The organism is Thiobacillus sp. (genome assembly GCF_018780105.1).
Classification (GTDB): Bacteria; Pseudomonadota; Gammaproteobacteria; order Burkholderiales; family Thiobacillaceae; genus Thiobacillus.
Map to the genome: position 1 here is coordinate 1 of NZ_JADMKC010000036.1, position 13,128 is coordinate 13,128.

Below are 13,128 nucleotides of genomic sequence, written 5' to 3' on the forward strand. Positions count from 1 at the left end.
CCGGAAATCGAGCCTGCCGGGTGGGCGTCAAAGAACTCGCCCCGCTTTTGTAATGTTGATTGATTTTGTGAGCGGGGCTCAAACACCTTTGCCGCTGATCCACCCGGCAGACTCAATTTCCGGCGGGGCTGAGAGGGGATGAAGGTCAAAACCAGCGCGGTGATGACGGGGTGTTTACGATTACTATTTGTGCTCCACAGCTTGCACATTCCGCCTACAAATGCCCCTATGCGACATAACTCATAAGTTATGTGCACAGCATAAAGATGAACATGCCAGAAATTAAAGAACTCGGTGTCGTTATTGCGTCAAGGGAGATGACGTTTATCCATACGGATGGACGAAAAGAAAATGCATTACTTAAGGTTGGTATGCCATTCGCGCACGGAGAAGGACTAGATTGGTGCTGCCCCTATGAACTAAGCACCGAATCTAGCAAGAAGTTGTTTGCGATGTTTGGAATAGATGCCTTGCAGGCACTGGAACTTACAATGAAAACTCTTGGTGTGGAAGTTGAATACTGGGAAAAAACCAAGAATGGTAAGTTTTACTTCTTGGACGAAGAGGGGGCGGCAATATGAAAACCGCCATGATCCTTGCCGCCGGCCGCGGCGAGCGCATGCGCCCGCTCACCGACCACACACCCAAGCCATTGTTGCAGGTCGGCGGCAAGCCGCTGATCGTATGGCATATCGAGCGCCTGCGTGCGGCGGGCTTCACGCATATCGTCATCAACCACGCGCACCTCGGCCAGCAGATCGAGGATGCGCTGGGGAACGGTGCGGCGCTCGGCGTGTCAATCGACTATTCGCGCGAAGGCAATGCGCTGGAAACGGCGGGCGGCATCGCCACTGCACTGCCGCTGATTGAAAACGAGGTCTTCACCGTGGTGAACGGCGACATCTACTGCGAATACGATTTCAGCCGTCTCGCCGAGCCCCTGGCGCGACTGTCTGCCGGGCACGACCAGGCGCATCTGGTGCTGGTCGATAATCCATCGCACAACCTGAAGGGCGATTTTTTGCTGGAAGACGGGCGCGTGACCCCTTCACCGCTGACTGCTGACTGCTCACTGCTCACCTTCTCCGGCATCGGCGTCTATCACCGTGCGCTGTTCGCCCATACCCCGGCAGGCGAAAAAGCGCCGCTGGCGCCGCTGTTGCGGCAGGCGATCGATGCCGGCCGTGTGAGCGGCGAACATTTTGGCGGGCGCTGGGTTGACGTCGGCACGCCGGAACGCCTGAATGCACTGGACGAGGAACTGAGACAACACCATGCAGCCTGATTCCGTAATTTATCGCGCCCGCCGTCAGCGGGTACTGGACGAGATGGGCGAGGGGGTGATGGTCATCGCGACCGCGCCGGAGGTGCCGCGCAACCGCGATACGCACTATCCCTACCGGCACGACAGTTACTTCTACTGGCTGACTGGCTTCAACGAACCCGAGGCGGTGGTGGTGCTGGTGGGCGGTGCGCAGCCGCGTCACATTCTGTTCTGCCGCGAACGCAACGAAGAGCGCGAGATCTGGGACGGCTTCCGGTATGGCCCGGCGGCGGCGCGCGAGATTTTCGCCTTCGACGATGCCTTCACTTATGACGCGCTGGACGCGGAGTTGCCGAAGTTGCTGGAAAACCAGCCGGCGCTGGCCTACATCATCGGCCGCGACATGGCCTGGGACACGCAGATGATGGGCTGGCTCAACACGGTGCGCGGCAAGGCGCGCGGTGGCGTGCACGCACCGAACAAGCTGATCGACGCCCGCATCTGGCTGGACGAGATGCGGCTGATCAAGGATGGCCACGAACTGACCCTGATGCGCCGCGCCGCCGAAATATCGACCGAAGCACACCGTCGTGCGATGCGCGCCACCCGGCCGGGCGGCCACGAATACGAGATCGAAGCCGAGCTGCTCTCGGCCTTCCGTCGCGGCGGCGCCGAGGCGCCGGCGTATACGTCCATCGTCGCCAGCGGTGCCAACGCCTGTGTACTGCATTACGTGTTCAACAACAAGCCGTTGCGCGACGGCGATCTGTTGCTGATCGACGCCGCGGCCGAGTTCGGCAGCTATGCGGCCGACATCACCCGCACCTTTCCGGTCAACGGCACATTCAGCGCAGCGCAGAAGGATGCGTATGAACTCGTGCTTGCGGCACAGGCCGCCGCCATCGCCGCGGTCAGGCCCGGTGCAACCTGGATCGCGCCGCACGAGACGGCGGTACGCGTGCTGACGCAAGGCATGGTCGATCTCAAACTGCTGGCCGGCGAGGTCGACGGGCTGATCGAGTCGAACGCCTACAACCGCTTCTACATGCACCGCACCGGCCACTGGCTGGGTATGGACGTGCACGATGCCGGCGAATACAAGCTGCACGGCGAATGGCGGCCGCTGCTGCCGGGCATGACGCTGACAGTCGAGCCGGGTCTCTACATCCGCCCGGCGGACGATGTACCCGAGGCTTTCTGGAACATCGGCATCCGCATCGAGGACGACGTGGTGGTGAATGCATCCGGCTGCGAGGTGCTGACCACACCGCCCAAAACCGTGGCGGAGATCGAAGACTGGATGCGCGGTGAGTAAGGGCGTGCCCAATGAAATCAGCGCAACGCCCGACGTGCTCATCGTTGGCGCCGGGCCGGTCGGCGCGGTGTGTGCGCTGGCGCTGCGGCAGCAGGGCATCGCTGCGCAGGTGATCGAGGCACAGCCGGAAGACGCGCGCGCCGACAGCCGCACGCTGGCCTTATCGCATGGCTCGCAGCTGATCCTCGAGCGGCTCGGCGTGTGGCGCCGGCTGCAGGACGTGACGCCGATTACCCGCATCCATATTTCGCAGCGCGGCGCGCTCGGCGTGGCGCGGCTGTCGGCAGAGGACGTGAAGGTGCCGGCATTAGGCTACGTGCTGCCTTACGCAACGCTGACCGCCGCATTGAAGCAGGCGCTGGCCGAGGCCAAGATTGCGGTCGAATACGGCGTGGCCGTCACGCGTATTGAGCCGGCTGTCGCAACCGCGACGCTGCATGCCGACGACGGGCGCAGTCACGCGGCGCCGCTGGTGGTGGTGGCCGACGGCGGGCGCGGCGACGCTGCTTCAAAAATGAGTGTGGCACCCGCACCCAAACTGCAACGCGACTACGAACAGATGGCGGTGGTGTGCGAAGTGCAAACCGAGCTGCCGCACGCAAATCAGGCGTACGAACGGTTTACGCCGGAAGGCCCGGCAGCCTTGCTGCCGAAAGGGGATCGTTACGCCCTGGTGTGGACAGCCAGCCATGCCGACGCCGAACGCATCGCCGCGCTGGACGATGCGGCATTTCTCGATGCGCTGTATCGCCACTTTGGCGGACGCCAGGGGCGGTTTGTCGCTGCCAGCCCGCGCAAAACCTTTCCGCTGAAACTGGCGTATGTCGGCAGCACGGCCGCCGACCGCGTGGTGCGCATCGGCAACGCTGCGCAGACCCTGCATCCGGTATCGGGGCAGGGCTTCAACATCGGCCTGCGCGACGCTTGGGAACTGGCCAGCCTGTGCGGCGACAGCGCGCCGGATGCCTTGGGCAATGCCACCATGCTGGCGGCGTATGCACGCGGTCGTCGCGTCGACGTGCTGGGCGGCGTTGGTTTCACCGACTTTCTGGTGCGCGTGTTTTCCAACGACATCGCGCCGGTGCGCCACGCGCGCGGACTCGGCCTGCTGGCGCTGGAACTGTGTCCGCCGCTGAAAAACTTCGTCGCGCGACGGATGATATTCGGGGCGCGTGGATGAGCGGCGAACGCTATCAGGTGGTGATCGTCGGCGCCGGCCTGGTGGGCGCGGCGGCGGCGTTGGCGCTCGGTCGGCAGGGTTTGCGCGTGGCCTTGGTCGAGCGCCAGCCGCCCGCGCAACCGGATGACGCCTGGGATACCCGCATCTACGCCATCAGCCCCGCCAGCCAGCGCTTTCTCGAACGCATGCAGGCCTGGCAGCGCATGGACGCTGCCCGCCTGCAGCCGGTATTCCGCATGGATGTGATGGGCGACACGTCGGGCGCGATCCGGCTCGATGCCTATGAAGCGGGCGTGTCGCACCTGGCCACCATCGTCGAAAGCGGGCGCCTGCAACACGCGCTGTGGCAGGCCCTGCAGGCCGACGGCAATGTGGCCTTGCATTGCCCGGCCGTCATCGCAAGCATCGAGCGAGGCGAGTCGCGCACGCGACTGGCGCTGGCCGACGGCACGCAGCTGGAAACCGAATTGCTGGTCGGCGCCGACGGCGCAACTTCGCGTATCCGCGACTGGGCGGGGCTGGGTTCGACGCTGACGCCTTACGGCCAGAGCGGCGTGGTGGCGAATTTCGAATGCGAGCGGCCGCATCGCGGCACCGCGTTCCAGTGGTTTTTCGACCACGATATTTTGGCCTGGCTGCCGCTGGGCGGGCCGGGCGGGAACCAGATGTCGATGGTCTGGTCCACTCCAGCGGCGCGGGCGGATGAGCTGGTCGCACTGGATGGCGCGGCACTGGCGGAGTCGGTGCGGGCGGCTGGCCACGATACCCTGGGCGCGCTGCGTCTGTTGACGCCGGCAGCGGCGTTTCCGCTGCGGCTGAACCGGGTGGATGCGGTGGTGGCGCCCGGCGTGGCCCTGATCGGCGATGCGGCGCATGGCGTGCATCCGCTGTCGGGGCAGGGCGTGAACCTGGGCTTTGGCGACGCCGAAGCGCTGGTCGAGGTGCTGGCGGCCTATCGCAAAAGCCATTGCGGTGATCTGCGTGTGCTACAACGCTACGCGCGCATGCGTGCCGAGCCGGTGCAGCGCATGCAGGCGCTCACCCACGGCCTGCATCACCTGTTCGTCAACGAGCAGGCGGGCTGGCTGCGCAATACCGGCATGGCCTGGCTCAACCGGATGCCGCCACTGAAGGCGGCGCTGGTGCGCGAGGCGATGGCCTGATTTTTCAATTATTTTCTGGAGTTTCCATGAAGTTTGCCGTTCGCTTGACCCAACTGGCGCTGGCCGCCAGCCTGCTGTTTGCCGCAAGTGCGCAGGCCAACGAGGCCGTGATCCGCAAGGCGCTGACGCAGCAGTTCCCCGGCGCGCAGATTAGTCTGGTCAAGCCCACGCCCTACAGCGGTTTGTACGAGGTGTATCTCGACGATCAGCTGGTGTACACCGATGCCAAGGCGCAATACGTGATCACCGGCGACGTGATCGACCTGAAAAACCGCACCAACCTGACGCAGGCACGTTTGAACCAGTTGCAGGCGATCAAGTGGAGCGAGCTGCCGCTGGCCAATTCGATCAAGGTGGTGAAAGGCAATGGCGCGCGCAAGCTGGTGGTGTTCTCCGACGTCGATTGCCCGTACTGCCGCAAGTTCGAGGCCGAGCTGTCCAAGGTCGACAACATCACCGTCTATACCTTCCTCTACCCGATCGAAGGCCTGCATCCCAAGGCCGTGCAGATGTCCAAACAGATCTGGTGCGCGCCCGACCGCAACAAGGCGTGGGATGCCTACATCACGCGCGGCACGGTGCCAGTCAACGACGGCAAGTGTGACAACCCGGTCGACGAAACCATCGCGCTGGGGCAGAAGCTGAAAGTGTCCGGTACCCCCACGCTGTTCTTTACCAACGGCCAGCGCGTGCCGGGCATGGTGCCGGCCACACAACTGGAAAAGCTGCTCGCCGCCAACGCGAAATAAGACGCGCCCGGGTATGAGCCTCGACTTCTGGAATGCGCGTTATGCCACCGACGAATATATCTTCGGCACCGCGCCCAATGCCTTTCTCGCCAGCCAGGCTACCCACCTGAAAGCGGGCCAGCGTGCGCTGTCGATCGCCGACGGCGAGGGGCGCAACGGCGTATGGCTGGCGCAGCAGGGGCTGGCGGTGCATGCCATCGACTTCTCGCCGGCGGCGCTCGACAAAGCCGCCAAACTGGCGGCCGGATGCGGCGTGACGCTGGAAATCGAACAGGCCGACGTGCTCGACTGGTCCTGGCCCGAGGCGGCCTACGACGTGGTCGTCGCCATCTTCATCCAGTTCGTGCCGCCGCCCGGGCGCGAGCGGATCATCGACGGTATCCGCCGCACCCTCAAGCCGGGCGGCACGCTCATCCTGCAGGGCTACACGCCGAAGCAGATCGAATTCGGCACCGGCGGGCCGTCCAATCCCGCCAACCTGTATACCGAAGCCGACCTGCGGCGCTGGTTCGGCGACTGGGACATCCGGCATCTGGCCGAGCACGAAGCGGTCATCAGCGAGGGCATCCACCATCATGGCAGGTCGGCGTTGATCGATTTGGTGGCAATCAAAACCTAGTGCGTGTGTTCATGGCCATGGTGATGCAGGCCAGATGCGGTACGACGGCCTAATACTGGCCGCGTACGCCATTCAGCGCGGGATAGCCGCCGGGGTCGGGATCCGCACCCTTGCTCAGGATGTTCAGGCGCGCCTTCATGGCCATGATTTCCGCCTGTTGGCTGGCCATGATTTCTTCTGCTAGTTGACGCGCCAGAGGGTCTTGGCCGTGGATCAGGACCAGGCGGGCCATGTCCACCGCCCCCTGGTGGTGCGGGATCATCATGGCGAGGAAATCGACGTCCGCGTTACCGGTGTAGCCGGGGTGATGCATGTCGGTCATCATCTTTTCCATGTCTCGATCCATCTCGCGGATAAAGCGCTGGAACTGCGCAGGGTAGCGTGACACATCCTCCTGAACGGCCATGCTGTGGTGGGCGTGCGGTGCCGCACCCTTCTCGGCGAGGGCGCTCGCCGACAGCATCAAGACGAACGCGATGTACGGTAATCGTTTCATGGCCATCCTCCCCCTTCAACCCGCTTGGCTGCGCGCGCCGGGACGCACGTAGACCAGGTTGATGCTCTTCTTGTTGCGCAGCTTGCCGGACGGCAGGTCGAGATTGCCGAGCGGGATTTGCGCAATGAAACCTGGCTTGAACGGATCGCTGACGTCGAACACGCTGCACACGGTCTGGCCTTCGGCCGGCGTGCCCGGCAGTTCGTCCTGCTCGTGGGCGACGTAGAGGCGCGTGCCTTCGGGGTTGGTCCACAGGCCGTGTGACTCGCGGCCATGGGTGAAGAAGTTGCTCACTACCTTCCGGCTGCCCGCGGGCGCGCTGCGGTCGATGATGGCGATCTGGCTCGATGCGACGCCGCCGGGGCCACCGTCGTCCACTCGCGCGAGGCTGGCATAGACCGCGCGCCCATTGGCGTTTTCCACGAACTCCACATGGTTCGGCCGCGCCATTTTGCCCAGCTGGACGTGGCTGAGCACGCGGTGATCGCCCGACGCCTCCCAGGCGGAAACGCTGTCGGCCAGCTTGTGGGAGAACCACACTTCCTTGCCGTCCGGCGTGGTCTTCTGGAATGGGGTGAAGCTGAAGGGGTCCTGGGCCGTGAGGTCGAGGGTCGTTTTGAGCTTCGGCCGGCTGTAGCCGTGGCGGTTGGCGTTGACGTGGTACACGTCGACCTTGGACACCTTCTGCGAGATGACGAAGGCGAGCTTGCCGTTCGTGCTGAACCACACCTGGGCCGGGCCGTTGAGGGTGTCGAGGTACTGGCGCACTGCGCCGGCTTCCTTGCCGCCGACCTGCTTGAGCGCACGTTCCACGTCGAGAATCACAATGCGGTTCTCGCCGCGCAGGGTGACCCACAGTTCCTTGCCGTTGCGCGTGAAGGTGGGCTCGTGCGGCTCGCGTCCGATCAGGATGCCGCTGGACAGGCGCTGGGCGCTGGTCTTGTCGCCAGCCTGGGGATTGGCGGTGCTGCCGATCACCGAGCGGGTGCGGGCGTCGATGAGGTAGACGTTGCTGCTGCCGCGTCCGGTGGTGGCGATGAGGCTGGAATCGGGCGAAGGCGCCGCGCCGTGGATGGAGATGGCGCCGTGATAGAGGGGCTTGTGGATCATCGCCGCGTGGGTGGGCACTACGCCGCCGGTGACGAAACGGAAGGGCGGGCGCGGATCCTCGTCGAAGCTGGTGAGGTTGATGGTGGAATCCACGGTGTTGCTGTAGGGGTTGATGACCGTCAGCGTGTTCGAGTCCTCGTTGCAGATGAAGACACGGTCGCTTCCGGTGTCGGCGGCGACGCCACCGATGTTCGGCCCTGCCAAAGAGGGGCCTGCATCGATCAGACTGCCAACCGCCCCCAGGGCTGCCAGCTTGAGTATGTCTCTGCGGGTAAGGTTCATTTGATTCTCCTTTAATTCATGGATCGGGTTGGCGACCTGGCGGCATGCCGGATGCAGGGAATGGATCGAATTCATCCTGGTGCGGGCGTTGCGCAGAGGGTCGGACAAGCCCGCTCCTGGGTCGATGCAGAATGAACAACTGCGCGGTGAGATTTATTCCGCAGGTCTTCGCAAAAGCCGCGGTCAGGATTGGCTGATATCGCGGCCGGCCAGGTCACCAGGCACGCTAGCGATAAGGGGACCAGTCCTCCGGGAGGCGTGCGTACTTGTCGCCCCAGGGACCTTCGGATACGGCGGCAGTCGTGACTTTGGCGGGCACATCCAGCAGAACGCTGCCGTACATGTCGCCTTCGCCAGCCTCGATCGTTGCATCGGTTGTGGGTTGGATTGGATCGCAGAGTGCGTGGCCGTATGAATCGGGGCTGCACCAAGATGTGGATTCGGCTTGGGCCTGTATCGAAGACATGCAGACCAGCACAGAGAAAATTCCGACAATAAGATTGCGAGTGTTCATGAGATGACTCCTTGATAAAAATGATGTGTTGACGAATGGCGCGTATCGCACCATTCATTCTCATAAACGCCGGGGAAACAGGATTATTCCCACGATGCTTGTCAAAGAATTCTTGCCGAAACGGGAGAACGCGGCGGAATAAAATGGCGCTTCGCGCTGTGCGCCGCCAGGATGTTTTTCGGCTGTGCACGCGCCCAGACGAAACGTGTTTGATCTACGCCGTTATCACCTGACGTGTCGGCATCGAGCGGTCGCTCCGGTGTTCGGAGAGACGGAGTCAAGGCAGGCCAGATGGGGAGAAATCCAAGATTTGAATTCACCGGCCTGCGTGGGTTTTTGTGCAGGCCGGTGGAATGAAACTAATCAACGCGAGAGGGGAACGATCTCCAGCACGATGCAGCCAACGTCGGTCTTGAACGGCCCATGTAGTTCCCCAGGGGGACGGCTGGCGTAGTGCCCCGCTTCGAGCCACATGGCAAACGCACTGTCGTATAGCCGGCCGCTGACGATGAATACTTCTTCGGGATACGGATGCGACTTGCCGCCTAAGGCCGTCGTATCGGCACCCGGAAGAAAACGGGTCAACCTGGTGTACTCGCCGGTCTCTCTGTCGATACTCAGCGTAAGTTCCTCGGCCATGCCCTCCAATCCCTTGATAGGTGCCCACTCTTTTTGGGCTTCGGGGCTGAATGCATTCCAGTAGGTGACAGTGGATTTGGCCATGTCTTGCTCCAGATCAGCGTATCCATCCCTCGGTCTTCATCAGCGCCTGGGCCTCCGGGGTGACGAGAAAATCGAGGAACTGCTTGGCTTCCGGATCGGCGTCGGGCGAGAGCGCCACATTCACATCGCGCCAGATTTGCCGTTCGCGGGGCAGCGGGACTTCTTCGAGCGTGTCCGCGTAGGTGACGGGCCAATCCGGCCAGGTGATCCAGGCATCCGCGCCGAGTTCCTTGAAGGCCTTCAGGCTCGCGCCCGATCCCTTGCCGAAGGCGACGATGTTGCGGCGGAACGCACGGATGTCCTCGAGTCGGCCCAAGCGCCCGGCAACGTCCTCCCAGGTGCCGGTTCCTGAGGTGTTGGAAACGCCAGCGCCTTCGGTGACCACGATTTTGACGCCATCCTTGAGCAAGTCTTCGAAGCGTTTGATGTTTTTCGGGTTGCCGGATTTCACCGCGATGATCGTCGGGCGAATGTAGATCGGCTCGACTTGATCCGAGGAAAAGGTCTTGTAGGTTTCCAGAAATGCGGTCATCGACTGTTCCGATGTGCCCCAGAGAATATCGGCATCGGCTTGGGCCTTGGCCGACCATTTGCGTTCGGGGCCGGCAATGATTTCAACGCGTTTGCCCGTCTTCTTCTCCCAGACGTTTGCGACCTTCTTGAAGGCGGTATGCGGTCCGCCCGCGCCATAAAATTTTACGATCCCGTCCTTTGGCATATGCTTGATCGACGGGTCATAAAGACCGCTTTCCTGCGCGAATGCCGCGCCAGACAGCGCCAAGCAGGCCATGCCAGTGAAAAAACCAACCATCGAATTGTGTGCCTTCATGCGTTCACTCCTTAAATGAAAATGGGGTATTGGGTTGCAACGCGTGATGCGTGTTGCGCCACCCGCTTTCATGAACGCTGAGCAGCGCGGATTATTCCCACGGGCATGCCGGAATTCTTCGAACGTAGTGAAGGGGGCAGGGGCGCCTCATGCACCTTGCGCCCTGAAGATTTCGATTTTTCGATTGGATATTTGCAGCGCAGGCGTGTGCAGGGCTAAGCCCTGCACACCGGCTGCGGGCCGGGAACCTACGCGCCCGGTCCCAGCGGCATCGTTCAGGCACGCCGCGTGCGCGACGCCCTGAGGCCGACCAAGCCCAGGCCCGCCAATAACATGGCGAACGTCTGGGGCTCGGGCACGGCAGTCACCTGAAAGCCCAGGTTGGCGCCATCCGGGGCGAAGTCGCTGATCTGGTTGTTGCTACCCAGCCCCAGGCGCGGCCACAGGTTCCAGGTATACAGCGCGGGGTCGGCCTTGAAACCCGCCGTGTCGGGTGCAAGCAGGTCGAGTGGCAAATCCTCCACCGTGACCGTGAGGCCGCTGATCTTGATGTGGGCGGGATCCAGCGGGGTTGAGGTGCCGTTGATGAAGTCGTTGAAGGCACCCGTGCCATCCGGGCGGACCACCAGCACGGAGTCGAAGAACACGCCGGCACCGATGGAGGGCGAACCTGCCAGGAAACGCTGGGTTCCGCGGCCACGGTCGATCCCCCAGACATACAAGGCGCCCGGGGTCAGTCCGACCTTGTCGGCCAGGATGGTGCTGAAGGAAAACGTCTTGTCGGCGCCATCATAGAAGGCCGCCGCTGCGATCACATCCATGTCCCCGTCGGCGGGACCGGCCGTGTATGAGGGCAGGAAATCCTTGTAGGCATCCACAACTGCAAAGCTGTTGCTGGCCTGTGCCGGGGCGACACCCAGCGCTGACGATATGAGGGCGGCAAGCCCAAGTGCCGTGATTCGTAAGTGCGACATGCTGTTTCTCCTTTGGGGATGTGAAGTAAAAGTGCCCGAAACCAGGCATCTTCATGAACAGATGTCCAACCGGTTTATTCCCTTGGCGCCGAACCGTTACCTGGTCAGCGGTCGGGATTCAATGTGGGCAGTGGAATAAAAACCGGACTGCGCATGTTGATCCCTAGTGAGCAGAGCCATGTCTGCGCCACCTCTCGATTGATTAACGTTTATTTCACCGCCTTTGGAATAAATTGATATCGAGGCTTGTTTGTAGGTGAGGAATTTGGGTTTTTGGAATAATGGTGCAAGCCTTGAATAAAACGCTGAGCTGCATGGGACGTTTTTGCCATGACCAGAACACGTCAGCTACTGCAATGGTTGGGACGCCGGAAATCGAGGATTCGAGACAAAGGAATGCGATGACTACCGAACATCCCATCATGGCCCATGTCCCCCAGCTGCGACGATACGCGCGGGCATTGGCGAAGCACGAAGTAGAAGCGGACGACCTGGTCCAGGACACCCTGGAGCGGGCATTGAGAAAATTTTCGCTGTGGCAGCAGGGAACAAATCTGCGTGCATGGCTGTTTTCAGTCATGCATAACCTGTACGTCAACCAGGTGCGTTCGAAGCAGGAGATGGCGCCGCTGGATGACGATATGGACATACCTGTCGGAGGCCGCCAGGAAGAGGGGTTGAGGATTCGCGACCTGTCGACTTCGCTGCTTGCGTTGCCACTCGAGCAAAGGGAAGTGCTGCTTCTGGTCGGGCTGGAAAATTTCAGCTACGAAGAAGTGGCACAGACCCTGGGCATCCCGCTCGGAACGGTCATGTCCCGGCTTTCGCGAGGGCGAGAGCGATTGCGCAGATTACTGGACGGATCGGCCAAGCCGAATCTGAGCGTCGTGATATGAACCCCCCTTCGAGTTCCAACCTGTTTTCGTGACCATGCCATGAACAAATCATCTATTACCGAAGCTGACTTGCAGGCCTACGTGGACAATCGCCTGAGCGATGCAAGGCGCGGCGAAGTCGAGGCCTACCTCGCCGCCCATCCGGACGATGCGCGCAGGCTCGTGGGGTATTCGCATATCAATGACGATCTGCACGATCATTTCGACCCGATATTGAGCGAGAAAATACCCGACCGCTTGTTGGCGTGTTTCGACACCAAGGCGGAATCCGCGCCCGCGTCGTTGCGCATTCCGTTTGCCAGCGTCCGGGCAAGGCTTCGCGACTTGACCAAGCGGGGTGGCCGGGCGCTTGGCATCCTGGTGCCGGCGTCTCCCGTCGGTGGCTGGCGCCCCGCCTCCTTTGCGCTCACGGTTGCCTGGCTTTCGCTGGGGGTGGCCCTGGGATGGCAAATGCAGCTGGCGCTTCCGCACAATGACATGCCGCCGATGGTGCGGCACGCTGCCGTCGCTTACGCCACTTATGCAAGCGAAGTCGCCCATCCCGTGGAGATTCAGGCCAGCAATGAGGACCATCTGGAGGCGTGGCTTTCCAAGCGTCTGGGCATGAACCTCCAGGCGCCGAAGCTGGAAACGGTCGGCTTCGCCTTGATGGGCGGACGCTTGTTGGCCGGGACCCACGGGCCGGCAGCGCAATTCATGTACGAGGATGGCGTGGGGCGACGCTTGACGCTGTATGTCAAAACCCAGGAGATGGGATACGACAAGAGCAGGTCCTTCGAGTTTGCCCAGGAAAAGGAGGTCAATGCCTTCTACTGGATCGAGGACGGCACGGGGTATGTGTTGTCCGGCAACCTGGGCCGGGCGGATTTGCTGAAGGTGGCGGAAGCGGCCCATCGGCAAATGGACTCACTTCATGAAATGAAGGTCAATCCGAAGAAGTCCGCATCCAGCTGCCCCCGCGTCGTGGTCATCTGAGCTGTGGCAACGCGGCAATCTTGCTGATCCTGTCCATGA

The 13,128-nt window shown here is 62.1% G+C and carries 16 protein-coding genes; 9 read left to right on the forward strand and 7 right to left on the reverse strand.

The features are described 5' to 3' along the window. Window positions 1-209, reverse strand: a 209-nt coding sequence (locus IV098_RS13930) for a hypothetical protein (protein ID WP_296890098.1), incomplete at its 3' end; no start/stop codon positions are given. 57 nt (window positions 210-266) lie between these two features. On the opposite strand from IV098_RS13930, the gene IV098_RS13935 reads away from it, so the two are divergent. From IV098_RS13935 to IV098_RS13965, 7 genes are read left to right on the forward strand one after another with little or no spacing between them, the layout of a single operon-like run. Beyond that, a complete protein-coding gene (locus IV098_RS13935; RefSeq protein ID WP_296890100.1) occupies window positions 267-581 on the forward strand; it encodes a hypothetical protein in 315 nt (104 codons plus the stop codon). Then, on the forward strand, window positions 578-1,285 hold the full coding sequence (gene murU, locus IV098_RS13940; protein WP_296890102.1) for an N-acetylmuramate alpha-1-phosphate uridylyltransferase MurU: 708 nt from the start codon (window positions 578-580) through the stop codon (window positions 1,283-1,285). The genes IV098_RS13935 and murU overlap by 4 nt, the downstream gene beginning before the upstream one ends. Then, the gene (locus tag IV098_RS13945) at window positions 1,275-2,579 is read left to right on the forward strand and encodes an aminopeptidase P N-terminal domain-containing protein (protein ID WP_296890104.1); all 1,305 of its coding nucleotides are present in this window, start codon (window positions 1,275-1,277) and stop codon (window positions 2,577-2,579) included. Before murU ends, IV098_RS13945 begins: the two co-directional genes overlap by 11 nt. Further along, on the forward strand, window positions 2,572-3,759 hold the full coding sequence (locus tag IV098_RS13950; RefSeq protein ID WP_296890107.1) for an FAD-dependent monooxygenase: 1,188 nt from the start codon (window positions 2,572-2,574) through the stop codon (window positions 3,757-3,759). The genes IV098_RS13945 and IV098_RS13950 overlap by 8 nt, the downstream gene beginning before the upstream one ends. Beyond that, window positions 3,756-4,922 carry a UbiH/UbiF family hydroxylase gene (locus IV098_RS13955; RefSeq protein WP_296890109.1) on the forward strand — a complete coding sequence of 389 codons (1,167 nt, stop codon included), beginning with the start codon at window positions 3,756-3,758 and terminating at the stop codon, window positions 4,920-4,922. The genes IV098_RS13950 and IV098_RS13955 overlap by 4 nt, the downstream gene beginning before the upstream one ends. Before the next feature lie 26 nt (window positions 4,923-4,948). Further along, a complete protein-coding gene (locus tag IV098_RS13960) occupies window positions 4,949-5,671 on the forward strand; it encodes a DsbC family protein (RefSeq protein ID WP_296890111.1) in 723 nt (240 codons plus the stop codon). A gap of 13 nt (window positions 5,672-5,684) precedes the next feature. Continuing rightward, window positions 5,685-6,290 (forward strand): cyclopropane-fatty-acyl-phospholipid synthase family protein, encoded by a 606-nt coding sequence (locus IV098_RS13965; protein ID WP_296890113.1) that lies wholly within the window; start codon window positions 5,685-5,687, stop codon window positions 6,288-6,290. 49 nt (window positions 6,291-6,339) lie between these two features. On the opposite strand, the gene IV098_RS13970 is transcribed toward IV098_RS13965, so the two are convergent. The 6 genes from IV098_RS13970 to IV098_RS13995 form a co-directional block, all read right to left on the reverse strand. After that, window positions 6,340-6,786 carry a DUF305 domain-containing protein gene (locus IV098_RS13970; RefSeq protein WP_296890116.1) on the reverse strand — a complete coding sequence of 149 codons (447 nt, stop codon included), beginning with the start codon at window positions 6,784-6,786 and terminating at the stop codon, window positions 6,340-6,342. 15 nt (window positions 6,787-6,801) lie between these two features. Further along, window positions 6,802-8,178, reverse strand: a complete 1,377-nt coding sequence (locus IV098_RS13975) for a YncE family protein (protein ID WP_296890118.1) — start codon at window positions 8,176-8,178, stop codon at window positions 6,802-6,804. A gap of 226 nt (window positions 8,179-8,404) precedes the next feature. After that, window positions 8,405-8,692: a hypothetical protein gene (locus IV098_RS13980; protein ID WP_296890120.1), complete on the reverse strand. Its 288-nt coding sequence runs from the start codon at window positions 8,690-8,692 to the stop codon at window positions 8,405-8,407. A gap of 363 nt (window positions 8,693-9,055) precedes the next feature. Continuing rightward, complete coding sequence (locus tag IV098_RS13985; RefSeq protein WP_296890122.1) at window positions 9,056-9,415, reverse strand: cupin domain-containing protein; 360 nt, start codon at window positions 9,413-9,415, stop codon at window positions 9,056-9,058. Window positions 9,416-9,428: 13 nt separating this feature from the next. Next, a complete protein-coding gene (locus IV098_RS13990; protein WP_296890124.1) occupies window positions 9,429-10,244 on the reverse strand; it encodes an extracellular solute-binding protein in 816 nt (271 codons plus the stop codon). 275 nt (window positions 10,245-10,519) lie between these two features. Then, window positions 10,520-11,218, reverse strand: a complete 699-nt coding sequence (locus IV098_RS13995) for a PEP-CTERM sorting domain-containing protein (protein WP_296890126.1) — start codon at window positions 11,216-11,218, stop codon at window positions 10,520-10,522. 293 nt (window positions 11,219-11,511) lie between these two features. On the opposite strand from IV098_RS13995, the gene IV098_RS14000 reads away from it, so the two are divergent. Then, window positions 11,512-12,114, forward strand: coding sequence for an RNA polymerase sigma factor (locus IV098_RS14000; protein WP_296890129.1), 603 nt, complete (start codon window positions 11,512-11,514; stop codon window positions 12,112-12,114). Between the two features lie 39 nt (window positions 12,115-12,153). Beyond that, window positions 12,154-13,089 (forward strand): anti-sigma factor, encoded by a 936-nt coding sequence (locus tag IV098_RS14005; RefSeq protein WP_296890131.1) that lies wholly within the window; start codon window positions 12,154-12,156, stop codon window positions 13,087-13,089. Window positions 13,090-13,128 lie beyond the last annotated feature (39 nt).